This is a genomic window from Ancylomarina salipaludis (assembly GCF_004122035.1).
Taxonomy (GTDB): Bacteria; Bacteroidota; Bacteroidia; order Bacteroidales; family Marinifilaceae; genus Ancylomarina; species Ancylomarina salipaludis.
In genome coordinates this window covers 161,316-185,154 of the sequence record NZ_SAXA01000003.1, presented here as the reverse complement: position 1 = coordinate 185,154, position 23,839 = coordinate 161,316, and the positions used below count along the sequence as shown (strand labels likewise).

The following is a 23,839-nucleotide window of genomic DNA, read 5'->3' as shown; positions in this document are numbered from 1 at the left end:
GGTTAAGTACTAGTCATTTCCCAAGACCTGCTTAATTGCCTTTGCTTTCAGCAGACATTCCTGGTATTCCTTTTCAGGTTCAGATTGCATGGTAATAGCACCACCAACCATGAAGGAAAGATAATCATCTTTGGCGTTATATTGTATGCTACGAATCACAACATTAAAATCAAAATCAGCTTCGGGAGTAATATATCCTACAGCCGCTGAAAAAAGGCCACGCTTGGTCACCTCATACTTCTCAATCAATTTCATGGCACGAACCTTTGGCGCTCCGGTCATCGATCCCATAGGAAAACTGTGTTTGATGCAATCTACAAAATGTGCATCCTCCCTCAATTCCGACACCACAGTTGAAATCATCTGATGCACCTGAGGGAAGGTATAAATTCCACACAATTCCTCCACTTTGACAGTCCCTTTGGCCGCAGTTCTGGATAAATCATTGCGAACCAAATCCACAATCATGATATTCTCAGCTCGCTCTTTAGGATCGGTAAATAAAAATTCCTTAATCTGATTATCTTCATCAGGAGTCGCTCCTCTTTTGGCAGTGCCTTTAATGGGTTGCGATATAATTTTAGAACCTTGCTTCTTGATATATCGTTCCGGTGATGCCGACAAAAGGAATTTATCCCCCAACGCATAATAGCATGAATAAGGTGTAGGTGAAACCTGTCTCAAACTTCGATAGGTTTCCAATGGATCAATCTTAGTGTGTTCAGCATAAAATTCCTGACAAAAATTCACCTCATAAATATCGCCTAAACGAATGTGCTCCTTTAAAGCATTCACCGCATCGAGATATTCCTGTTTGCTTATGCGATGTTTAATATTGGGAACTAACGAGGCCTTGGGCGCCTCGATTTCAATTTCCAGAATCTGCTGTATTAACTCGTGTGCCTCATCAGCTGAATTCTCTTTCTCAAAATAATGAACTTCAAGATTGGATTCCTTCAGAACCAAAACCCAGCGTGGCTGAAAAAAATGAAGAGCTGGCATCTGTACCCCGTCAAAATTCTCAGAAGTAAGATCTTCCAATTCATTTTTTAAATCGTAGGTCATAAAACCAAACCACCAATCCTGATTGGCATCATAAGTCTGCCTCAAAGTCTCAAAACAATTCGCCTCAATCTGAATCTCCTGCAAAGCAGCTATCCCTGCAAGTAATTCGTATGAGTTGTATTCCTTTTTCGAATTGGCTTTCTGATTCACCTCATGACTATCGAGTATGGCAAACCTTTTAAATGGTCTGGACCAAATCAACAACTGCTCTTTAAAACGAGCAACATCCGATATCTGAAAACTTAAGATTTTACGCATGCCGCAAAGATAAGGCAATTTCAGAGGATTAATTAATCAAGGATAAAAAAATGCCTGCCATAAAAATGACAAGCATTATCTTATAATATTTAGTTTTCGAAGGATTATAATTTCACAATCACACGACCGCGACTTTTCTTCTCAATCATTTTATCAATGTATGTATCCAACTCTTCAAGGTTACACTCAACAGTTACCTCTTCCAAGTTTTCGCACTGCCATTCATCAGCCAACTTATCCCAAACTTTCTGGCGCAAAGCCATTGGGCAGTTTTGAGAATCGATACCAATCAGACTAATACCTTTTAGAATAAAAGGATAAACCGTTCCATTCAAATCACCTGATCCAATATTACCACAACAGGTCACATTTCCCATAGGTTGACAAGCTTTCAAAAGTGTCGAAAGCACATTACCGCCAACAACATCAATAGCACCAGCCCACTTTGGTCGCAACATAGGACGGCCTGATTGATCATCCGTTTCGGTCTTATCAATTCTGCTGGCTGCTCCCAATTTTTTAAGCGCTTCTTCACCATCATTCAAATCGGATGTTGCAGCAATCACCTCAAAACCCAGGTGATTTAAAATACAAACAGCAACCGCGCCAACACCCCCAAGTGCTCCGGTAACAACAACAGGTCCCATTTCCGGCGTTTGTCCAGCTGCCAACAAACGATAAACCGATAAAGCCGCTGTAAAACCAGCTGTTCCGTATACCATAGCTTGTTTCAAGCTTAAATTTTTAGGTTTACGAACAATCCAATCAGCCGGAACACGAATATATTCACTAAATCCGCCATCGGTATTCATCCCCAAATCATACGAAGTCACAATCACCTCATCACCCGCTTGAAATCGGGAATCAGAAGAAGCTTCAACAATACCCGAAGCATCAATCCCTGGTGTGTGAGGGTAATTGCGAGTCACGCCCTTGTTCCCAATGCAAGAAAGAGCATCCTTAAAATTTAATGAAGAATAGTTGACACGCACAAGCACATCGCCTTCAGGCAAATCAGACAGTTGACGTTCTTCAATTCTTCTTATATATTTTCCATCCTCTTCGTTTACACGTAAGGCCTTAAAAGTTTTAGTCGATTCCATAATTAATCTAAATTCTATTTGTTCAGGATTATCCTTATCTTGTGCAAAGTTACATGGAGTTTATCTATCAATCAAGAGCTTACATTTAGGTCTGCCACTAACATTTCTGTCAGAAATACTGATTTACAAGTCACTAATCTTAATAAATTTTGGAAAAAGGTTACTGCCCCGTCGACACATTCATCAATTTCGTTAAAGGAAAACGAAAAGCGACCATCATCTTGCACCTCAAGCAAGGCACCAAACGTTATAAAGAATTGGGACAACTCTTGCCTGATATCAGTGACAGGATGCTCAGTAAAAATCTAAAAGAACTGGAAGAGGCCGGCATTGTTAACAGAAAAGCCTATCCCATTATTCCACCAAAAGTTGAATACAGTTTAACTGAATTGGGTGATCAAATTTCACCAATTTTAAAAGCCATGCTAAAAGGGGGCCGTTTGTTTGAGAAAAGAATGGAAGAATAAACAGGCATTAGCTATAGATAAAACGAATCAGTCTCAAATATAAACGCTTCACCCGACAATTCATCACATAATTCATAATATACCAAACAACAGCAGTAAGTGTGAGTATGGGCATATAAGCACTATTGGACGGAACAAAATCTAAATTTACCAACAGAACGGCAAGCAAAATAAAATAAAGAATATATTTATTCACTTTCACATATCGCATAAAAAACGCTTCTTCCAGATTCAGTTTCCAATTGTGAATTTCTGAATTATCAAACCCACAAGCAAGAGACTTCAATGCAATTCTATACTGCCTTGACAAAGCTAGTTTTCTATCTTGCTGACCCAATATCATATAAGCCCGGGAAAACATTTCAGTCAAAGATTGTAGTTCATCCATATTTTGAATCTCAAGCTTAAGATAGGCTTGCTCAAATTGAATCATCTCAGAATAAGCCTTTTGGCTATAAAGCCTACTCACCTCATTGTGCAATTCCGGTGCACTATATTTTTTAAGCTTCGACATCTTCATTCTGAGTTAGGGTCAAATAGTAAACTTTTGTGTTTTAAAGTTCCGAAGGTAACTAATTTCTCTACAGAATCATGTGCAGAAAAAAACGGCACACAAATTTATGTGTACCGTTCTCTATAAATTATAAATTAAGCTTATCGCTTTGCGATTAAGTCAACCACCTTTAAAATAACATCAACAGCTTTCTGCATGGAGTCTACCGGCACATATTCGAATCGACCATGGAAATTGTGCCCCCCTGCAAAAATATTAGGACAAGGCAAACCCATATACGATAAACGGCTGCCATCAGTTCCACCACGAATTGGAACCACCTTAGGCGTTACCCCCACATCTTTCATTGCCTGCTCAGCAATGTCAACAATATACTTAACAGGCTCAATCTTCTCACGCATATTAAAATACTGATCCTTCATTTGAAGAGTCACATTTTCCTCACCATACTTCGCTCGTAAGTCTTTACAAATTGTTTCAAACTTGTTTTTACGTGCATTATAAGCATCCATATCAAAATCACGAATGATGTATTGCAATTTTGAATTCTCAACACTGCCTTCGATACCTAAAAGGTGGTAAAAACCTTCATAATTTTCGGTTTTTTCCGGCACCTCATCCATAGGTAATTGCGATCTGAATTCCTGAACAATATTCATCGAATTAATCATCTTGTCCTTAGCCATCCCTGGGTGAACATTACGTCCTTTAAAGGAGACTTCAGCATAAGCTGCATTGAAATTTTCGAATTGCAACTCCCCTATCTCACCACCATCAAGCGTGTAAGCAAAATCAGCCCCAAATTTTTCGACATTGAAAAAATCAGCTCCCTGACCAATCTCCTCATCAGGTGTAAAACCAACATGAACAGCACCGTGTTTAATTTCAGGATGATTAATCAAATACTCAACAGCCGTCATTATTTCAGCAACTCCGGCTTTATCATCAGCACCTAAAAGTGTTGTTCCATCAGTCGTGATCAAAGTTTGTCCCACATACATTTTCAAATCCGGGAAATCAGCCACCTTCATCACAATGTTTTGCTCCTTGTTCAAAACAATATCGCCCCCATCGTAGTTTTCAACAAACTGAGGTTTTACATGTTTTCCCGTAAAATCAGGGCTGGTATCCATGTGCGACACAAAGCCTACAGTAGGAACTTCCTTGTCCATATTCGATGGTAAAACAGCCATTACATAACCATTTTCGTCAAGAGAGACATGACTCATCCCCATTTCTTCTAACTCCTTAACCAATTCTTCGGCTAAAAACATTTGTCCTGGAGTACTTGGTGTTAGGCCTGTTTGTGTATCAGATTCAGTATCAAACTGAACGTATTTTATAAATTTATCTACTACTGCAGTCATCTTTTATATTATTGTCTTTTATTAATTGCTAATATTTTTTTAAACATCATCTGACTTAAACTGAAAGCCCAAACGCTTACCTGTCTTGATCTTTGCATTATGAATTTTCTCTTCGATATCGGCTACAGCCAAAATTTTAACATCATCATATGGTGGCACCAATAAATCAAAATTTAAGGAATAGTTAATCGCTGTTTCGACAATCTTTCTTAAGCTATTCTCATCACTAATCGATTGAGATAAATCATGCTCCAATAAGCCCATCTGTCTTTTTCCCTCAACGATATAATGCTTTTCCTGATTGATAAAAATACGAGCAACCAGATACCCCAGGTCTTCAGATCGGTTATACTTAAATGAATCGGATAAGAAATTATAAATATTAATAATTCCGGAATAAGCATTATCGGGCTTTTGCTTCACATAATCCTTCTGCCAAACAGCATGATCTCTATCAAACTGAAAAACATTTGAATACATACTAAAAACAAGAATATCCGATGCGACCCGAATTTGAACCTCAGATTTTCCTCTATCAACATATTCCAATTTTACAGCATCCAATTCGTCCTGAAGTTCAGTATTGTATTCCAGAACCAAATTCTCAAGAACCTGTTTCAATTGAGCAAAAACTTCGGATGTATTCTTATAAACCAGTTGTTTTAGAATAGATTTTTCGCGGATCGTCTGTAAAATGGCTGATTTTGTATTAAGTATATTCATCATATATCGTATAAATAATTAACCTAATTTAAAATGATCAGATAAAGGTAAAAAAAAACCGTCTCCGAAGAATCGGTGACGGTTATTTATAAGTTTAAATTTCGTTAAACAACAAAATTTAAAGAAATGGTAATATCTGAGATATTAATATGATTTAGCAAATACAACACGTTGTTTCGATGGCTTACCTGTTACCATGCAAACGCCCTCTTCCAGCTCATTATCAAAAGGAATACAACGGATTGTTGCTTTTGTTTCATTTTTGATTTTCTCTTCAGTCTCAACAGTGCCATCCCAGTGCGCTAAGAAAAATCCTGTTTTCGTTTCTAAAAGTTCCTTGAATTCATCGTAAGAATCAACCTTAGTTGTTTTCTCTGTTCTGAAATCAAGTGCTTTTTGAAAAATGCTATTCTGAATTTCTTCAAGAAGATTTTCGATTAAATCTTCAACACCATCGACAGCAACAGTTTCCTTAGTTAAGATATCACGACGAGCCAACTCAACCGTTCCATTCTCAAGATCACGAGCTCCCATAGCCAAACGTACAGGGACACCCTTCAATTCGTATTCGGCAAACTTCCAGCCTGGTTTACGGTTATCACTATCGTCAAACTTAACTGAAATTCCTTTCGCTTTAAGTTTAGCCACGATAGGAGCGATGACCTCTGTTAACTTAGCTAACTCTTCCTCTTTACGATAAATAGGAACAATAACAACCTGAATTGGAGCCAATTTTGGAGGCAGTACCAAACCATGATCATCAGAATGTGCCATTACCAAAGCTCCCATCAGTCGGGTTGATACTCCCCATGAAGTTGCCCATACATAATCTTCCTTACCTTCTTTATTTGCAAACTTTACGTCAAAAGCTTTTGCGAAGTTTTGTCCTAAAAAGTGAGACGTACCAGCCTGAAGAGCTTTACCATCCTGCATCAATGCTTCAATACAATAGGTATCCAGAGCTCCGGCAAATCGCTCAGATTCAGTTTTTCTACCTTTCAGTACAGGAACAGCCATCCAACCTTCAGCAAAATCGCCGTAAACATTAATCATTTGCTCCGTTTCAGCCAAAGCTTCTTTTTCTGTAGCATGAGCAGTATGCCCTTCTTGCCAAAGAAATTCTGCAGTACGTAAAAACAAACGCGTACGCATTTCCCAACGCATAACGTTTGCCCACTGATTAACTAAAATAGGCAAATCGCGATATGATTGAATCCAGTTTTTATAGGTATTCCAAATAATAGTTTCAGAAGTCGGTCGAATAATCAATTCCTCTTCCAAACGAGCCTCAGGATCAACAACAACACCCTTTCCATTGGGATCGTTCATCAAACGATAATGGGTTACAACTGCACACTCTTTTGCGAATCCTTCAACGTGATCAGCTTCCTTACTTAGAAATGACTTAGGAATTAAAAGAGGGAAATAGGCATTCTGATGTCCAGTTTCCTTAAACTTTCCATCAAGAACTGCTTGTATTTTTTCCCAAATAGCATAACCATATGGTTTAATCACCATACAACCTCTAACTGCAGAATTTTCTGCAAGATCTGCCTTAATTACTAAGTCGTTATACCATTGCGAATAATTTTCGCTTCTACTGGTTAAAACTTTTGCCATTTTATATTGTTTTGGTATAGTATTTGCTTACTAAATAACACTTAAAAGCTGTTAAAAAATCCTTTTATAAGATAAATATCAAATAAAAGGACTTAAGACTTTTAAATTTTGGCTACAAAAGTATAAAATATTATTAGATAATCATATTGAAGGCTTGTCATGAAACTTAGGAGATTAAATAATTATTAAACACATTTTAGGCGCGATTTTTGCTTATACCTAAATGGATTAATAATCCAATCGACTAAATTACATTAAAGCTAAAACTTAAATCATATCCAGATGAAAGCTTACTTCAAATTATTAATCGTTCCCTTGCTAATTGCAACGGCCTGTTCTCCATCTTATGTGGGAACATCAGCCTATCAGGATGACATTTATTACGTTCCTGGTGAGGCATCTCTAATTGATCAGGAAATGGCGGTCTACGCGACTCATGCCGAGAAAAAAGAACCTAGGATTGAAACAAAAGCAGTTGAACCTGCAACTAAGTCTACCTTCAAAGATGAACGGGATTTCCAACGTATTCAGGAAGAATACAATAAAATGATTCAGAATGATTCTATTGAGAGTATCGACACAACATTCTATAACGAAGACCAAGGCTATTATCTAAGCGAATTTAAAGGTAGTGAATGGGATCGTGAAGACGCTGAAAGTCTTAGACGCTGGTATCCTCAAGGTTTTGGATTTTACGATAACACCGGCTACAACACAGCCATGTGGCTAGCGGGAGATCCTGACTGGAACGTATATATTGAAGGGGATAAAGTTTGGTGGACACCAAGCTGGACAAACCCCAGATACTACAGTTCTTACAGATATTCACCCGTTCGTTATGGTCGAACTTTTGCATACAACTACCCATATTGTGGTTCAAGCTTTGGGTTTGGATTTGGATTAGGCTATGGATTTTACGATGATTTCTATTGGTCATTGAACTTTGGTTGGGGGTATCCTTACTACAGCCCTTATTCATACTATGGCGGATGTTATCCATACTTCGGATACAACCACCATCACCATGGGGGTTACTATGGTTCTGCCAGATACTCGAACAACTATTACGGGCACAGAACAAGTATGGGAACCAAACTTGGTACAAACCAAACTTACACAAACAGAAGTGCCGCCACAAGAACTAATGGTACAGTAAGCCGAATTAATCGCTCTGCTGGTTATACAAAATCGGGAACTACAACTTCTCGTTCTGCAACAACAGCTCAGGAATCTATCAGAAGATCGACTGCTGCTCAAAGATACGGTTCGCGAAATAGTAGAGGTTCATACAGCAATCGAGTTGGAACAAGTACAAGACAAATGAATCCTTCAGGAACTGTCAGACGATCAAACTACCAGGGAACTACAACACGATACGGGACACAAAACCGCTCAAGCTATAGTGGAACAAAAAGTGCAACAACCACAAGAAGAAGAACAAGTAATTATACAAAACCTCAAAGTAATTCACGTCCATCGTATAATAATTCAGGAACCAAACGATCGATCAATACACGAGGTACAAGCACAAGAACATCCGGATATAGTAAGGTGAGAAGTACGCCTAGCTCTAACAGAAGTTCAACAAGAAGCTCTTCAAGTTCGTACAGCCCTTCAAGATCTTCATCATCACATTCATCGGGTGCTGTTCGTTCTTCAAGCTCTTCTTCAAGATCATCCAATAGCGGAAGCCGTTCAGGGGGTGGCTCAAGAAGAAGGTAAGTGATTCGTTAATTCTGGATATTGATTTTACTATTTTTCATAACCTACTATAAATACACATACTATGAAAAGATACATCACATTATTATTCCTTACAGTCTTTTCTGGAATATTATACGCACAAACTGCAGATGATGCTCTGCGATATTCTCAACAGTTCTATACTGGAACTGCACGATCAACAGCTATGGGGGGCGCATTTGGAGCCCTTGGTGGCGATTTTTCCAGCATTGGTATCAACCCTGCTGGTCTGGCTGTCTACCAAAGTTCTGAATTCACATTTACACCTACAATGGAAATGAGAAAAAGCACCAGTGGTAATTTAAACGATGATAAATTCACTTTAGGCTTAAGTAATATTGGTTATGTCGCCACTTTTAAACCCAGAATAACGTCTAAAGATGGCTGGCAGAATTTCAACTTTGGAATTGGCTACAATCGTATCAATAATTTTAGAAAATCATCTATCTCTCAAATCTTAGCCTCTGAAACCAGTATGCTTGATGTATTTGAAGCAAATGCAGATGGATTTACTGAAAACCAATTAAACCCAACGGAAAGACTAGCTTACGAAACTTACTTATTGAATCCACAAGATGAAAACCCTCTTGACTACGATCTTCCAATCTTTCCTGGAGAAAAAATGAACCAAAGAAAAACCGTAGAAGAAAAAGGCTCTATGGGTGAATTCAACATATCTTTCGGAGCCAACTATGCTCACAAACTTTATCTGGGAGCTACTCTCGGTATCCAAAGTATCAATTACAAATCAACAGCTCGTTTTACTGAGAGTACTTTAACTAATAGTGCTTCTGACTTAAGCAATTATTATTTTGAAGAATATGTAAAGACAACCGGAGTTGGTGCTAATCTTAAACTGGGCCTTATTTATAAGCCTAATCAAAACATCCGATTAGGAGCCTCGCTTCATACGCCAACTTTCTTCTCAATGGAAGATGAGTTTCAAAATGAAATGGCTTCTCATTTTAAAACAGAAGATCTTGATGGCTATTCGAACTATCGTGACAGAACCCTGCGATCGAATTACACATATAATTATCGAACTCCAATGAAATTTACTTTGAGTGGTGCAGTTGTTTTATCTAAGAAAGCCCTCCTGAGTTTGGACTATGAATTTATCGATTACTCAAAAGCAAAATTCACAGATGGCCAAGATGATTTTGATTTTAACGGTACTGCTGAATTCCCCGAAGCAAATGATATCATTAAGTCATCCTATGAAAGTGTAGGTAACTTAAGAGCTGGACTAGAATACCGTGTCTCATCTGCATTTAGCTTAAGAGGTGGATTTGCAAATTATGGTAATCCCTACAAATCGAGTGCTGTCGACGAATCGTACAATGTTTATTCAGCTGGTTTTGGTATTCGTCAGGGCAATTTCTTTTTCGATGCTGCTTATAGCTATTCAAATAAAGATGAGTCGTTTTTGTATTACAACTCAACAGACTTAGATGGAAACATAATTTCTTCAGATAGAGTAAATCTCGAAGACGAAAACCATCAAATTAAATTAAGCTTTGGATTCAAATTTTAATCGGTAATAAAACAGGATTTGATCAAACAAAAAAAAGCTCCTATTCGGAGCTTTTTTTTTGTTATATGAACAATAGTCAAAAGTAAATTTCAACTCAAATCTATCTAATCATTCCTGCTGCAACTGTTTCGTTAGTTCCTTCATCGATTAAAATGAAACTCCCTGTATTGCGGTTTTTCTTATATGAATCAAAAAACAAAGGCTTAGCAGTCTTAAGTCTTAAACAGGCAATATCATTTAAGCCAATCGTTTTATCATCCGTCATTTCTTCCAAAGTATTAATATCAACTTTGAAGTTCACATTACGAACCATACAACGCGTTTCATTTGAAGTATGCTTAATGGTATACTTTCCACCGGCTATCATTGGACGCTCATTCATCCAACACACCATTGCATCAAATTCTTGTTCCATAAAAGGAACATTATCTATGGCAACAATCATGTCTCCTCTTGAGGTATCGATTTCGTCATTCAACCTTAAAGTAACTGATTGAGGTGTGAAAGCCATATCCAATTCCCCAGTCATGGTATCAATAGCTTTAATTGTACTTTCTTTACCTGATGGTAAGACTTTCACCTTATCACCCGGTTTGAATACACCACTTGCTACACGACCTGCAAAACCACGATAATCGTGATACTCATCGCTCTGAGGACGAATCACATATTGTACCGGAAAACGCGCATCTTCATGATTTCTATCGTCAACAATTTCAATAGTTTCCAATAAACTCAATAAAGTCTCACCCTTATACCAATCCATATTTTGAGAAGCATCAACCACATTGTCACCAAATTTGGCTGAAATAGGAATAAAACGAACATCTTTAATATTCAATTTATCTGCAACTCTCTGATATTCGTTCTTAATATTTTCGTAAGTCTCTTCTGAATAATTCATCAAATCCATCTTATTGATACAGACAATAAGATGTGGTATCTGAAGCAAGTTTGCGATATATGAATGACGAAGTGTTTGCTCAATCACACCATTACGGGCATCAACTAAAATAAGGGCACAGTTAGCTGTAGAAGCCCCTGTCACCATATTTCGAGTATACTGAATATGACCTGGTGTATCCGCAATAATGAATTTACGTTTAGGTGTTGCAAAGTAGCGATAAGCCACATCAATGGTAATCCCCTGCTCACGCTCAGCTCTTAAACCATCGGTTAGTAAAGCTAGATCAACCTCAGTGTCTCCACGCTTTTGGCTTGAAATCTCAATAGCCTCCATTTGATCTTCAAAAATGGCTTTACTATCATACAACAAACGACCAATTAGGGTACTTTTACCATCATCAACACTACCGGCAGTAGTGAAACGTAAAAGCTCCATATCTAAATATCCTGATGTTTTATCTGACATATTTATTTCTTTTTATTCTAGATTTATAAACGAGAACCGAATCTCCAATCTATCTTTTGATTCAAGCAATAATCACCTGAATTAATATTTAAAGCTTCGAAGTGGTTTAAAAGTACCCTTCTTTTTTACGATCTTCCATGGCTGCTTCTGAACGCTTATCGTCATGACGTGTGCCACGTTCAGTTGTTCTTGTCGCAGCAACCTCTTCAATAATATCTTCAAGACTATTCGCCTGTGACTCAACAGCACCTGTACAAGTCGCATCACCAATGGTTCTAAAACGAACAATTCGTTTCTCTACTTTTTCAGAATCACGCATAGGAATAAAATCAGAAACTGACAACAAGTTACCATGACGTAAGAATACTTCACGTTCATGAGAGAAATAAATATTAGGAATATCAATATTCTCCAGATAGATATATTGCCACACATCCATCTCAGTCCAGTTTGAAATAGGAAAAACTCTGAAATGCTCACCCATATGTTTTTTACCATTGAATAAATTCCAAAGTTCCGGTCTTTGATTCTTAGGATCCCACTGTCCAAACTCATCACGATGAGAGAAAAAACGCTCTTTTGCACGAGCTTTCTCTTCGTCACGACGACCTCCTCCCATAGCACAATCCACTTGCAATTCTTCAAGACCATCAAGCAGAGTTACAGTTTGCAACTTGTTTCTACTTGCATCAAATCCAGTTTCCTCAACTGCTTTTCCCTGATCAATAGAATCCTGAACATAGCGTACAATCAGACGAGTTCCGGTTTCTTCCATCAACCTATCGCGAAATTCAATAGTTTCAGGAAAATTGTGACCTGTATCAACGTGCATTAAAGCAAAAGGAACCTTAGCCGGAGCAAAAGCTTTGCGTGCTAAATGAAACATGATGATAGAATCCTTTCCTCCCGAAAATAACATCACGGGATTCTCGAATTGAGCTGCAACTTCACGAATCACATAAATCGATTCAGCTTCAAGTTCTCTTAAGTGATTTATATTGTATTCATTCATTCGAAAAAATTTTATTTACTCTTCTGTTATATGATCGAAATCGATCACCAGTATAATATATTTTAATATTCTCAAGTTAATTAGGCCTGACTTATATCCGATAAAATAGCATCGACCAGACAACGAACAGACTCTTCGATAGATAAATCTGCCGTTTTAATTTCTAAAAAAGCATTTTCAGGCGCTTCAAAAGGAGCATCTAAACCTGTAAAATTTTTGATTTCACCATTTCGAGCTTTTTTGTACAAACCTTTTACATCTCGTTTCTCACACTCCTCATAAGACGCATTAACGTACACCTCCCTGAAATCATCATCTCCAATAATCTCTTTTGCTTGCTCTCTTATCGCCAGAGTCGGACTCACAAAACAATTAATTGTGATGATTCCACAATTCACAAACAATTTTGAAACCTCTGCAATACGACGAATATTCTCAGTCCTATCCTCATCAGAAAACCCCAGATTTTTATTAATCCCTGTACGAATATTGTCCCCGTCAAGAATCTGAGTTAAAAAACCTCTTTTCTGAAGTTCTTTCTCCAATCCAATGGCAATAGTCGTTTTTCCTGAGCCGGAAAGCCCGGTCATCCAAATCACACGAGCCCTTTGATTTAAAAATTGTTCCTTCTCATCCCTACCAATAATTCGGTCGAAAACAGGATGAATATTTGTTGCTTTGGTGGTCATCAATCTATTTTAAATGAATCCAATCAGTCGTATCTGATTCGGGAAACGCTATTCGCCAATAATGGAAGATTCTTAAGGCATTATAAAGCCTGATCCTCCAAAAAAATCAGACACAAATGTACAATTTCTAAGATGATTATAAAAATTTTAGACTAGGAATACACAGACTTGATTTTACAGTAGAAAAAGACGCCCATACTCACGGTTATAAATCAAACTTCATCAATATTAAAATTAAATTACAGATACAAAAAAAGCTTCCCAAAGGAAGCTTTTCAAATTTCATATCAGCAAAGGACTATTTACAGTCACACTTATCATCAAAACTTTTATTGTACTGTTGCATTGCTCTGTAACTCATACCCATATTGGAGAATCCTCCGTCGTGGAATAAGTTCTGCATCGTTACTTTTCTGGTTAAATCCGAGAATAAAGTAATACAATAATTAGCACATTCCTGAGCATCTGCATTTCCCAGTGGAGACATACGCTCTGAAAAGTCAATCAGTTTATCGAAACCTTTTACACCACTACCGGCGGTAGTCATAGTTGGCGATTGAGAAATTGTATTTACTCTAACTCGTTTCTCACGACCATAAATATAACCAAAACTACGTGCAATAGACTCCAACATAGCCTTTGCATCAGCCATATCGTTGTATTCGTACATGGTTCTTTGAGCCGCTGCATAGGTTAACGCAACAATAGATCCCCACTCGGCAACAACATCCATTTCTTTAGCTTTCTGAATCACTTTATGGAAAGAGATAGCCGAAACATCAAGCGTTTTCTTAAGGTATTCGTAATTCAATTCATCGTAAGCATTTCCTTTACGAACATTGGGCGACATACCAATAGAGTGAAGAATAAAATCAACCGGTCCTCCTAAAAGTTCCATCGATTTTTTATACAATTCCTCCAAATCATCAGGATTTGTAGCATCAGCAGCAATCACATGTGCATTACATTTCTTTGCTAACTCATCAATAGTTCCCATACGAATGGAAACGGGTGTATTGGTTAAAACGATCTCAGCACCTTCTTCAACAGCCAATTCAGCAACTTTCCATGCTATTGACATTTCGTTCAAGGCACCAAAGATGATTCCTTTTTTTCCTTTTAATAAATTGTACGACATAATTTGAAATTTTCAATTTTATCAGCCACAAATTTAACCAATATTATTTAGATTAAATCAAAAAAGACACATTAATTAAGACTGAATAAATTCTCTAATCAAACACATTACATCTCATCTACCTTTCCAACAACACCTTAGCATTTTCCATTGCTGCCTGAGTCATATCTGCCCCACTCAACATTTTTGCTAACTCTTCTATACGGCTCTCCTGATCTAAAAGAACTATATTTGAATAAGTTTCAAGCTCATCATCCGCCTTATAAACTTTATAATGATAATTTCCTTTACTGGCAATTTGTGGTAAATGCGTAATACTGATCACCTGAATATTTTCAGCCATTTCACGCATAACAACACCCATTTTATCAGCTATTTCTCCGGAAACTCCCGTGTCGATTTCATCAAAAACAATAGATGGCAGAGCTGTCGAAGCAGATATTAAATATTTAATACTCAGCATCAATCGCGACATCTCCCCTCCTGAAGCAACCTTTGATATTTCCTCAAGCTGTCCATTCTTATTAGCAGAAAAAAGAATTCGGATTAAATCCTTGCCTAAATACTGATATTCTTCAGTAATACTTTGTTCGAACTTAATTTTAGCGTGAGGCATGCCCAATTGAATCAATTGAGTCTCCAAAGTTTTTTCGATAATAGGAATAACTGACTTTCTACTTTTACTCAGTTTATCAGCAGCCTTATCCAGTTTCAGATTTTGAGCTTTTAGCTTAGCTTTTAAATCTTCAATCAAATCATCACTCGATGAAATCTTCAAAACTTTTTCATCCAGATCCTCACGTATCTTAATCAGCTCCTCAACAGATTCAACCCTGTGTTTTTGTTGCAGGCTGTATATGGCATCCAACTTTTCAGTCAGAAAAGAAATGCGGGAAGGATCAAATTCCATAGCTTCATAACTTCTCTCAAGTTCAGAAGCCAGATCTTGCAATTCGATACAGGAGCTTTCAAATCGCTCATAAAACTCATTCCCTTCAGGAAATACTGATTGAACATGCCCAATTGCAGAACGAGCCTCCTTCAAAAGAGAAATAATTGCAACATCGCCTTCGCTAAGCAAATTTGAAGCTTTATACAGATTCGTTTTAATCTCTTCAGCATGATTAAGCATTTCAAGTTCCGACTCCATCTCGACCTGTTCACCTTCCACTAAATTCGCATCAAGCAATTGCTGCAATTGAAACTGGTAATAATCTAAGTCAGCCTTCTCTTTTTGAGCAATTTCTTCCTGAGTTCTTAGTTCTCTCTTAATTTTTTGGTAAGCTTCGAATTGAGCCTGATAGTCGATTAATATTGGAGTATGTTGTGCATAAGTATCAACAATACCCATTTGATATTCAGGATCTCCCAAAGACAAATTTTGATTCTGAGAATGGATATCAATCAATTTAAGTCCCAACTCTTTTAAAACCTTCAGACTAACAGGGGAATCATTTACAAAGCCACGCGTTTTCCCGTTGGGAAGAATTTCGCGTCGCAAAATCGTTTCTTCTTCATACTCCATTTCAGCATCAGCAAAAAACTTATGAAGCTGATACTTTGAAATATTAAAATTTGCTTCGATAATGCACTTTCTATCTTTATCTTTAAGAATATTCGTTTCGGGACGTTGACCTAATACCAAGCCTAAAGCTCCCAATAAAATAGATTTTCCTGAACCTGTCTCTCCTGTTATGATAGAAAACCCATTTTTAAAATCAATCTCAATCTGATTGATCAAAGTATAATTCTGTATGGCTAAGGATTGAAGCATATATAATTAATAAAATTAAAGTACTACGGGTAATAATTTGGTGGACCTACTTAAGTATCTTTTTGTACTTAGTCAAGTTTGCCGGATCGATGTCAGATAAAATATTATAAGCCCGTTTTTTCTCATCATTGAACGATTCAGTAAAGATCTTAACCAATTCATCTGCTTTGGCATCAAAAAATATCTGAAGAATAAAAGAACCGGGCTTTGCTCGGTGAGCTTTTTGTAAAAGACGCAAGGATTCAGCTATCTCAGAACGTCCATCAGTTAATTTATCAGCCATTCGATCCAATCCCAAACGATGATAACGATAAATACATTCACGAACAGGACGATAGGAGTTGTTCAGGATATTTTCAATCAACCAATACCTGTTACTCTTACTCTCAAAAGATTTCCATCCTGGATATTTGGCATTCTGCATTTTGTTCACAATTGACTCAGCCCTTGTAAAATAGGGCGTACCACCTTCTAATGCAAAAGAATCGTAATCTAGTCCAATAATGATATTGGCATAAAAAGCCAAAAGTGCTGTTAAACTACCTGGTGTTGTCGTCTCGTTATATTCCAAAGCTTGATATTCGGCATATTTAAAGTGAATATCATCATCTTTAAAATTTAATAAAACCGTATTGAATGACGAATTAAAAACTGGGCGTCGTGCCTGAATTTGCATAGTCCCTTTAAACTCATCAGAAGATATCTGATCAGTCAGATTTATCAGAATATTACACTCTATTTTCTCATCCTGATCATAAATATGATCCGTCCAGCTTCTTGTGTTTACAAATTCATAAATAGCTGTTTGCATCGTTCTAAAAACCTGCTTATTGGTTCCTTGAATTTGCTGACTAACAACCTGAATATTACAGCGTAACTCTTGCGAATTTGCATTTAGAGCTGAAACTAAAACAAGAAGACAAAAAAGTAATTTGCGCATATAGAATTTTTCAAAAATTAAGACTAAAGTTAATCAAAACAAACGAGCAGTCAAGTCTTATAAACCAAACTAATGAAATATTCAATTATTGTTTAAAGGATGAATCAAATCCAGATAACCCCTTATAAATTTTGATTTAGAATTAACTCATCAACAATATCTGCAGCAACTTCTTTCTTGGTTTTTAAATCGAACTTCTTCATTTGACCACTGCGAGAGAAAATGGTGATTTTATTTGTATCGTGCTGAAAGCCGGCACCTGAATCATTCAACGAATTAAGCACTATTAGATCTAAATTCTTCTTTTCCAGTTTTAATTGCGCATTTTGCTCTTCATCATTTGTCTCAAGTGCAAAACCAACCAAAAATTGCTTTTCCGATTTCATTTTTCCAAGTGAGGCTGCAATATCCTGAGTCGGCGTTAATTCAATCGTATAATTCGATTTTTCGCGCTTGACCTTAGCATCAACTGGATTGAGAGGTGTAAAATCGGCTACGGCAGCCGCCATAACCGCCCCATCACAATTAGGGAAGTGTTCAACAGATGCATCATACATTTCTTTTGCAGAAACAACATCTATTCTATGTATGTTGGGATGATTGGTTTGGCATGAAGACGGCCCGGAGATGAGAATGACTTGAGCGCCTTCATCTGCGAGTTTTTCAGCAATTGAAAAACCCATTTTACCAGAGGAAAAATTACCAATAAAACGAACAGGGTCGATTTTTTCGTAAGTCGGCCCTGTTGTTATCATGACCTTTTTGTCAATTAGTCTTTTTTTTTTGAAGCAAAGAATTCCTTCAGCTTCTCAACTATTTTTTCAGGATCTTCCATACGTCCTTTTCCATAAAGACCACTGGCTAATTCGCCACTTGAGGGCTCAATAAAATGGTCGCCATATGATTTCAAAATATCCATATTACGAAGTGTAGCCGGATGCTTAAACATATCCAAATCCATAGCTGGCGCATGAACCACCGGACATTTGGCTGACAAATAGGTTGTCAGCAATAGATTATCGCAAATACCATGAGCCATTTTAGCCATTGTATTAGCAGTGGTGGGTGCAATTAATAACACATCAGCCCATAAACCCAAATCAACATGACTGTTCCATTCGCCATCGTCATGCTTAAAAAAATCACTCAACACAGTGTTTTTTGAAAGAGTTGCCATGGTTACCGGTGAAATAAACTCCTTAGCATAAGGTGTCATAATGACTTTTACTTCTGCACCTTCTTTCACAAGTAAACGGACTAATGTAGCAGCTTTGTATGCAGCAATACTTGCTGTAACGCCTAGTATTATTTTCTTATCTTTTAACATAAGGTCAAAAACTAAAAAAGTTCCCTATTTCGAGGGAACTTAAATATTAAAGCAAAATTTTACTTATTTGTTTTGTTTTCAGTAGCAGGATTTCTGTAATAAACGTCACCATTTATAAATTCTTCAACCGCAATTAAAGTTGGTTTAGGTAAACGCTCATAATATTTCGAAATCTCGATCTGCTCGCGATTCTCGAAAACTTCCTCCAAATTATCAGTAAAAGATGCGAATTCTTGAAGTTTCTTATTCAGTTCTGTTTTAAGCTCTACAGCAATCTGATTAGAACGCTTAGCCATGATCATTACTGATTCGTAAGCATTCCCTACTTCCCTGCTCAACTCTGTAACGTTACGTGTAATAGTTGAACTTGCTGCATTCGTTTTTTTGTAATCCATACTGTCAAAGAATTATTATCTATTGGTTTATTTTTAGTTCAGCTTGCAAAAATACAAATTTTTAATAGTTTTTCTCTAATTTATAACTAATTATCTTCTTTTGCAGATTTATCTTTCTCAAAATAAGCATCAATCACCTTAATCATACGATCGGTAGACTTCTTAAATTTGCTTTGGGGAAACTCATCAACAAAGGCAAAATATTCTTCCTTAGCCAAATTAAAACGCTCATTTTGTTTCTCATCAATTGATTTCACTGCATACTCAAAGCGGGACTCCAAAAGCATAAACATGAGTTCTTCGCGATAAGAAGAACCTGGATAATCCTTAATCGCATTTTGCAGTGCAATAATTGCAGAAGGATAATGCTCTCTATCAAAATAGTTACGAGCACTTAAATAAGATTTATAAACCAATTTGTCCTGAAGCTCATCAATCAACTTATTACCTTCCTCAATACGTGATGAATTTGGATAGCGATTGATATACAACTGAAATGCGTCAATGGCTTCCTGAGTAGATGTTTGATCCAATCGAGGCTTAGGCGATTCTTTGTAATAACAATAAGCACTCATATACAAACATTCCTCTGCATATGGACTGTCAGGGAAATTCTTAATAAAATTACGGAAATAGTATCCACCTGTGATATAATCACCCATACCATAATTACTATAGGCCATATAATAGCTCACAGTTTCAGCTTTACTTGTACCTCTGAAAACGGGAATCAACTCTTCGAATAGCGTAGCTGCTTTCACATACTGCTCTTCGTTATAGTATACAATGGCTTTCTTGTATTTAAGATTAGTATCATTACTCTTAAGAAGCTTTTGATATTCGCTACATCCAGCTAAAAGCGTGGAAACAAGCACGATCAAGAAAAGGATTTTTTTCATAGGTATAAGGACTCTACAATTTTGTATCATGCAAAGATAGAATTTTCCGCCAATTTTGAACAAATACCCCTATCATATTGTTGCATTTATATTTTTTTAACAAGCAATCAGAAAAATAGCCACAAACAATATTTTAGATACAGCGCCATCACAACTCTCTCAGCTATATAGGCAATTGAGATATTAATTTCATAGATAGCTCAGCTTCATATCATTTATTATTAATTCGAGAAGAAAATCTACTGCATCTATCACTTGATATATTTTTATAAAATGTTACTTTTGCACAGTTATGAATTCATTTCGAGAAATTTTTCTGTTAGGAATTTCATAATCCCATTCAGAATATTTGAAAACTCAAAAAAACATATAACGTGGATATTTTTGACAAAGTTAACACCCAAAAAGGGAATATTGGACAATACGCAAAGCAAGCTCACGGCTACTTCGCATTCCCAAAACTAGAAGGCGAAATTAACTCTAGAATGAAATTTAGAGGAAAAGAAGTTCTAACATGGAGTTTGAATAACTACATTGGACTAGCTAACCACCCGGAAGTAAGAAAAGCTGATGCTGAGTCTGCTGAAAAATGGGGACTTGCATATCCAATGGGTGCTCGTATGATGTCAGGACAAACAAGTCGCCACGAAGACCTAGAAGCTCAACTTGCTGATTTCGTTGGCAAACCAGATGCATTCCTTTTAAACTTCGGTTACCAGGGTATGTTATCAATTATCGATGCACTGGTCAATCGTCATGACGTGATCGTTTACGATTCAGAATCGCATGCATGCATCATGGATGGTTTGAGACTACACCAAGGTAAACGTTTCGTTTATCCTCATAACGATATGGAAAACCTTCACAAGCAACTAGAGCGTGCGACTAAGTGGGCTGAAAACACTGGTGGTGGTATCCTAGTAATTACTGAAGGTGTATTCGGTATGGCTGGTGATCTTGGTAAATTGGACCAAATTGTTGCTATGAAACAAGAGTTCAACTTCCGCTTATTAGTTGATGATGCACACGGTTTTGGTGTAATGGGACCAACTGGTGCCGGTACGCCTGAACATTTTGGTGTACAGAACGAGATTGATGTTCTTTTTGGAACATTTGCTAAGGCAATGGCTGGTATTGGAGCATTTGTAGCTTGTAACGAAGATGTTTGCGACTATTTACGCTACAACATGCGTTCTCAGACATTTGCTAAATCACTTCCAATGCCAATTGTTGAAGGCTCAATCAAGCGTTTAGAATTACTTAGAAACAAGCCTGAGCTTCGCGAACAACTATTTACAATCACAAACGCTCTTCAAAAAGGATTAACTGAAGCTGGCTTGGAAATTGGTTGTACTGAATCTCCGGTAACTCCGGTTTACCTATCAGGTAGTGTTGCTGAAGGAACTCAGGTAACAATGGATCTTAGAGAAAACTACAACATTTTCTGTTCAATCGTTGTATACCCTGTAATCCCTAAGGGACAATTACTACTTCGTTTGATCCCTACAGCAACTCATACACTTGAAGATGTTGAGTACACTGTAAAAGCATTTAAAGATGTAGCGACTAAATTGAAAGAAGGTAAATACAGCAACGAAAAATTTGCTGACATCTTCAATCAGTAAGCACACAAATAAAACAAGAAAAGCGATACCAATGGGTGTCGTTTTTTTTTGCCCTGAACTCAAACAAGAGAGTTTAGGGCAAAAAATAAGGATTGTCTCAGAAGAAACAATCCTTATTTTTTTTTTACGCTTAAATGAGCGAGAAACGAGACTCGAACTCGCGACCCCAACCTTGGCAAGGTTGTGCTCTACCAACTGAGCTATTCTCGCAATTTCTTTTTTTTATGAATCAGAAAAGATAACTGATCGAGCGAGAAACGAGACTCGAACTCGCGACCCCAACCTTGGCAAGGTTGTGCTCTACCAACTGAGCTATTCTCGCATTTCTTTTTTTATGAATCAGAAAAGATAACTGATTTGAGCGAGAAACGAGACTCGAACTCGCGACCCCAACCTTGGCAAGGTTGTGCTCTACCAACTGAGCTATTCTCGCAATTTACGCCCACACACTAATCGTTATTGGTAAGCTTTCTCAACATCAGACAAGCCCTCTTGTTCTTGTCAATTGCGATGCAAATATAGTGAATCTAGACGGTTCAACAAGTTTTTCATTCAAAAAAATGATAAAAAAACACCCCTGAATAAACAGGAGTGTTCTTGAATATATCTATCAAAATGTAAAAGAATTCTTACATTAAGAAACTCAATAAGATACCGGCAGCCACTGCTGAACCAATCACACCAGAAACGTTTGGTGCCATTGCATGCATCAACAAGTGATTGGTAGGATCATTTTCCAATCCCATAACCTGTACTACACGAGCACTATCTGGAACAGCGGATACACCAGAAGCTCCAATCATAGGATTAATCGGTCTGTCTTTAGGTGACACCCAATTCATAATCTTACCAAAAATTACCCCTCCAGCTGTTGCAACCACAAAGGAAGCAGCTCCAAGTCCGAAAATCAACATTGAATCCTTAGTCAAGAATACATCTGCCTGTGTTGAAGCACCAACTGATATACCTAAAAGAATTGTAATAATATTGATCAAAGCATTACTAGCTGTATCTGCCAAACGAGCAGTTACTGTAGATTCTTTCAATAAATTACCGAAGAATAACATACCTAACAATGGTACTGATGTAGGTGAGATATATGCTGTTAACAACAAGGCAATAATTGGGAACATGATTTTTTCAAGACGAGATACCGCACGAGGAGGTTTCATCTTAATCAGTCTCTCTTTCTTAGTTGTCAACAAGTTGATAATTGGAGGCTGAATCACAGGAACCAATGCCATATATGAATAAGCAGCAATCGCAATAGGACCAATCAAATTCTTCACAGTTACCCCATTAGCCATAACATTTACACCATTAGCTAATTTAGATGAAAGGAAGATAGCCGTTGGACCATCAGCACCACCAATAATTCCAATTGCACCCGCTTCCGGTGGAGCAAAACCTAAGTAAAGCGCCCCTAAGAAAGTCACAAAAATACCAATCTGAGCTGCAGCTCCCAAAATCATCAATCGAGGATTCGAGATCAAAGACGAGAAGTCAGTCATAGCTCCAATTCCCAAGAAAATCAAAGGTGGATACCAACCCTGCAATACACCCGAATACAGATAACTCATTACCGAACCTGGTTCGTAAATACCTAATTTCAGGTTGAAATCAACCGCCTGAAACATCGGAATGTTACCAATTAAAATACCTGTCCCAATAGGAATAAGTAATAATGGTTCGTAATCGTATTTAATAGCCAGGAAAATAAAGAAGATACCAATAAGCATCATCAATAAGTGACCTGAAGTTACATTCGCAAATCCGGTAAATTCCCAAAAATTTCTTAAACCTGCAACAGCACCTGATTCATGAACACAATCGTATTCGGCATTGTTTCCAAACTTAAGAACATCATTAGAAATATGACCTACACGAGTTCCCAAATCCAAAACACTAGAAGTAACCCAGTAAGGTCCAGAAGCTGAATTCGGATTTGTATTTTTGCTTAAACGATCTACATTCTTTGGATTGAATTTTAAGATGATCTTATTTCCTTCAATAGTCCAATGTCCCGTAAAACGTTGTTTGATTGAATCCATTGAAAAAGAATGATTCTCTTCTTTAAATTCAAAAGTTTTATATCTTCTGACAGTTTTATCTGACGCACCAAGAGCATTTGGAATATAACCATCCTGATGATTAATCCATTTCCCTTCGGTCAATTGTTTTTCGATAGTCCCAGTATTCTGAGCCAGGGATGAAAAACACATCCCTAACATCAAAACAAGTGAGAATATCATTTTATATAGATTTCTCATTTCG

Annotated in this window: 21 protein-coding genes and 3 tRNA genes; 4 read left to right on the top strand and 20 right to left on the bottom strand. The window is 37.2% G+C overall.

Annotation, left to right across the window (positions count from 1 at the left end):
- Positions 1-9 precede the first annotated feature (9 nt).
- Both pabB and EO244_RS04955 read right to left on the bottom strand, forming a co-directional pair.
- On the bottom strand, positions 10-1,323 hold the full coding sequence (gene pabB / locus EO244_RS04960) for an aminodeoxychorismate synthase component I (RefSeq protein ID WP_129253543.1): 1,314 nt from the start codon (positions 1,321-1,323) through the stop codon (positions 10-12).
- Between the two features lie 104 nt (positions 1,324-1,427).
- Positions 1,428-2,426: a YhdH/YhfP family quinone oxidoreductase gene (locus tag EO244_RS04955; protein WP_129253541.1), complete on the bottom strand. Its 999-nt coding sequence runs from the start codon at positions 2,424-2,426 to the stop codon at positions 1,428-1,430.
- A gap of 149 nt (positions 2,427-2,575) precedes the next feature.
- Here EO244_RS04955 and EO244_RS04950 point away from each other — a divergent pair, with 149 nt between their 5' ends.
- The gene (locus EO244_RS04950) at positions 2,576-2,893 is read left to right on the top strand and encodes a winged helix-turn-helix transcriptional regulator (protein ID WP_129253539.1); all 318 of its coding nucleotides are present in this window, start codon (positions 2,576-2,578) and stop codon (positions 2,891-2,893) included.
- Between the two features lie 7 nt (positions 2,894-2,900).
- Here the strand turns inward: EO244_RS04950 and EO244_RS04945 are convergent, their stop codons facing one another.
- The 4 genes from EO244_RS04945 to proS form a co-directional block, all read right to left on the bottom strand.
- A complete protein-coding gene (locus tag EO244_RS04945; protein WP_129253537.1) occupies positions 2,901-3,407 on the bottom strand; it encodes a hypothetical protein in 507 nt (168 codons plus the stop codon).
- 140 nt (positions 3,408-3,547) lie between these two features.
- On the bottom strand, positions 3,548-4,774 hold the full coding sequence (gene pepT, locus EO244_RS04940; RefSeq protein ID WP_129253535.1) for a peptidase T: 1,227 nt from the start codon (positions 4,772-4,774) through the stop codon (positions 3,548-3,550).
- Between the two features lie 39 nt (positions 4,775-4,813).
- Positions 4,814-5,500, bottom strand: a complete 687-nt coding sequence (locus EO244_RS04935; RefSeq protein ID WP_206734483.1) for a hypothetical protein — start codon at positions 5,498-5,500, stop codon at positions 4,814-4,816.
- A gap of 141 nt (positions 5,501-5,641) precedes the next feature.
- Entirely contained in the window at positions 5,642-7,117 is a 1,476-nt protein-coding gene (gene proS / locus EO244_RS04930) for a proline--tRNA ligase (RefSeq protein ID WP_129253533.1), read from the bottom strand.
- A 282-nt stretch (positions 7,118-7,399) separates the two neighbouring features.
- Between proS and EO244_RS04925 the strand changes: the two genes are divergently transcribed.
- A complete protein-coding gene (locus tag EO244_RS04925) occupies positions 7,400-8,839 on the top strand; it encodes a hypothetical protein (RefSeq protein ID WP_129253531.1) in 1,440 nt (479 codons plus the stop codon).
- Between the two features lie 64 nt (positions 8,840-8,903).
- Positions 8,904-10,394 (top strand): OmpP1/FadL family transporter, encoded by a 1,491-nt coding sequence (locus tag EO244_RS04920; protein WP_129253529.1) that lies wholly within the window; start codon positions 8,904-8,906, stop codon positions 10,392-10,394.
- A 100-nt stretch (positions 10,395-10,494) separates the two neighbouring features.
- On the opposite strand, the gene cysN is transcribed toward EO244_RS04920, so the two are convergent.
- The 10 genes from cysN to EO244_RS04875 all read right to left on the bottom strand — a co-directional run bounded on the left by cysN (position 10,495) and on the right by EO244_RS04875 (position 19,940).
- Complete coding sequence (gene cysN / locus EO244_RS04915; protein ID WP_129253527.1) at positions 10,495-11,766, bottom strand: sulfate adenylyltransferase subunit CysN; 1,272 nt, start codon at positions 11,764-11,766, stop codon at positions 10,495-10,497.
- Positions 11,767-11,872: 106 nt separating this feature from the next.
- A complete protein-coding gene (cysD, locus tag EO244_RS04910) occupies positions 11,873-12,778 on the bottom strand; it encodes a sulfate adenylyltransferase subunit CysD (protein WP_129253525.1) in 906 nt (301 codons plus the stop codon).
- A gap of 80 nt (positions 12,779-12,858) precedes the next feature.
- The gene (gene cysC, locus EO244_RS04905; RefSeq protein WP_129253523.1) at positions 12,859-13,467 is read right to left on the bottom strand and encodes an adenylyl-sulfate kinase; all 609 of its coding nucleotides are present in this window, start codon (positions 13,465-13,467) and stop codon (positions 12,859-12,861) included.
- A 298-nt stretch (positions 13,468-13,765) separates the two neighbouring features.
- Entirely contained in the window at positions 13,766-14,605 is an 840-nt protein-coding gene (locus EO244_RS04900) for an enoyl-ACP reductase FabI (RefSeq protein ID WP_129253521.1), read from the bottom strand.
- A gap of 118 nt (positions 14,606-14,723) precedes the next feature.
- Positions 14,724-16,379, bottom strand: coding sequence for a DNA repair protein RecN (gene recN, locus EO244_RS04895; RefSeq protein ID WP_129253519.1), 1,656 nt, complete (start codon positions 16,377-16,379; stop codon positions 14,724-14,726).
- A gap of 46 nt (positions 16,380-16,425) precedes the next feature.
- A complete protein-coding gene (gene porD / locus EO244_RS04890; RefSeq protein ID WP_129253517.1) occupies positions 16,426-17,319 on the bottom strand; it encodes a type IX secretion system protein PorD in 894 nt (297 codons plus the stop codon).
- Between the two features lie 122 nt (positions 17,320-17,441).
- The gene (locus EO244_RS17085) at positions 17,442-18,074 is read right to left on the bottom strand and encodes a phosphopantothenoylcysteine decarboxylase (RefSeq protein WP_241687941.1); all 633 of its coding nucleotides are present in this window, start codon (positions 18,072-18,074) and stop codon (positions 17,442-17,444) included.
- A gap of 14 nt (positions 18,075-18,088) precedes the next feature.
- On the bottom strand, positions 18,089-18,646 hold the full coding sequence (locus tag EO244_RS17080; protein ID WP_241687940.1) for a flavoprotein: 558 nt from the start codon (positions 18,644-18,646) through the stop codon (positions 18,089-18,091).
- A 59-nt stretch (positions 18,647-18,705) separates the two neighbouring features.
- Positions 18,706-19,041, bottom strand: a complete 336-nt coding sequence (locus tag EO244_RS04880; RefSeq protein ID WP_129253516.1) for a DNA-directed RNA polymerase subunit omega — start codon at positions 19,039-19,041, stop codon at positions 18,706-18,708.
- Between the two features lie 86 nt (positions 19,042-19,127).
- Positions 19,128-19,940, bottom strand: coding sequence for an outer membrane protein assembly factor BamD (locus EO244_RS04875; protein ID WP_129253514.1), 813 nt, complete (start codon positions 19,938-19,940; stop codon positions 19,128-19,130).
- 374 nt (positions 19,941-20,314) lie between these two features.
- Here EO244_RS04875 and EO244_RS04870 point away from each other — a divergent pair, with 374 nt between their 5' ends.
- Positions 20,315-21,565 (top strand): aminotransferase class I/II-fold pyridoxal phosphate-dependent enzyme, encoded by a 1,251-nt coding sequence (locus EO244_RS04870; RefSeq protein WP_129253512.1) that lies wholly within the window; start codon positions 20,315-20,317, stop codon positions 21,563-21,565.
- A 137-nt stretch (positions 21,566-21,702) separates the two neighbouring features.
- Here EO244_RS04870 and EO244_RS04865 read toward each other — a convergent pair.
- From EO244_RS04865 to EO244_RS04850, 4 genes are all read right to left on the bottom strand, one after another.
- Positions 21,703-21,775 (bottom strand) — tRNA-Gly (locus tag EO244_RS04865).
- Positions 21,776-21,814: 39 nt separating this feature from the next.
- Positions 21,815-21,887: transfer RNA gene (locus EO244_RS04860), tRNA-Gly, on the bottom strand.
- 38 nt (positions 21,888-21,925) lie between these two features.
- Positions 21,926-21,998: transfer RNA gene (locus tag EO244_RS04855), tRNA-Gly, on the bottom strand.
- A gap of 196 nt (positions 21,999-22,194) precedes the next feature.
- The gene (locus tag EO244_RS04850) at positions 22,195-23,835 is read right to left on the bottom strand and encodes a sodium ion-translocating decarboxylase subunit beta (RefSeq protein ID WP_241687939.1); all 1,641 of its coding nucleotides are present in this window, start codon (positions 23,833-23,835) and stop codon (positions 22,195-22,197) included.
- Positions 23,836-23,839: the final 4 nt, after the last annotated feature.

Bases quoted from the DNA above. Each gene is read 5' to 3' on its own strand.
- EO244_RS04920 (WP_129253529.1), top strand. From the start codon at position 8,904: ATGAAAAGATACATCACATTATTATTCCTTACAGTCTTTTCTGGAATA.
- pabB (WP_129253543.1), bottom strand. From the start codon at position 1,323: ATGCGTAAAATCTTAAGTTTTCAGATATCGGATGTTGCTCGTTTTAAA.
- pepT (WP_129253535.1), bottom strand. From the start codon at position 4,774: ATGACTGCAGTAGTAGATAAATTTATAAAATACGTTCAGTTTGATACT.
- EO244_RS04850 (WP_241687939.1), bottom strand. From the start codon at position 23,835: ATGAGAAATCTATATAAAATGATATTCTCACTTGTTTTGATGTTAGGG.
- EO244_RS04935 (WP_206734483.1), bottom strand. From the start codon at position 5,500: ATGATGAATATACTTAATACAAAATCAGCCATTTTACAGACGATCCGC.
- EO244_RS04875 (WP_129253514.1), bottom strand. From the start codon at position 19,940: ATGAAAAAAATCCTTTTCTTGATCGTGCTTGTTTCCACGCTTTTAGCT.
- cysN (WP_129253527.1), bottom strand. From the start codon at position 11,766: ATGTCAGATAAAACATCAGGATATTTAGATATGGAGCTTTTACGTTTC.
- EO244_RS17085 (WP_241687941.1), bottom strand. From the start codon at position 18,074: ATGATAACAACAGGGCCGACTTACGAAAAAATCGACCCTGTTCGTTTT.
- cysC (WP_129253523.1), bottom strand. From the start codon at position 13,467: ATGACCACCAAAGCAACAAATATTCATCCTGTTTTCGACCGAATTATT.
- proS (WP_129253533.1), bottom strand. From the start codon at position 7,117: ATGGCAAAAGTTTTAACCAGTAGAAGCGAAAATTATTCGCAATGGTAT.
- EO244_RS04955 (WP_129253541.1), bottom strand. From the start codon at position 2,426: ATGGAATCGACTAAAACTTTTAAGGCCTTACGTGTAAACGAAGAGGAT.
- EO244_RS04945 (WP_129253537.1), bottom strand. From the start codon at position 3,407: ATGTCGAAGCTTAAAAAATATAGTGCACCGGAATTGCACAATGAGGTG.
- recN (WP_129253519.1), bottom strand. From the start codon at position 16,379: ATGCTTCAATCCTTAGCCATACAGAATTATACTTTGATCAATCAGATT.
- EO244_RS04900 (WP_129253521.1), bottom strand. From the start codon at position 14,605: ATGTCGTACAATTTATTAAAAGGAAAAAAAGGAATCATCTTTGGTGCC.
- EO244_RS04925 (WP_129253531.1), top strand. From the start codon at position 7,400: ATGAAAGCTTACTTCAAATTATTAATCGTTCCCTTGCTAATTGCAACG.
- porD (WP_129253517.1), bottom strand. From the start codon at position 17,319: ATGCGCAAATTACTTTTTTGTCTTCTTGTTTTAGTTTCAGCTCTAAAT.
- cysD (WP_129253525.1), bottom strand. From the start codon at position 12,778: ATGAATGAATACAATATAAATCACTTAAGAGAACTTGAAGCTGAATCG.
- EO244_RS04880 (WP_129253516.1), bottom strand. From the start codon at position 19,041: ATGGATTACAAAAAAACGAATGCAGCAAGTTCAACTATTACACGTAAC.
- EO244_RS17080 (WP_241687940.1), bottom strand. From the start codon at position 18,646: ATGTTAAAAGATAAGAAAATAATACTAGGCGTTACAGCAAGTATTGCT.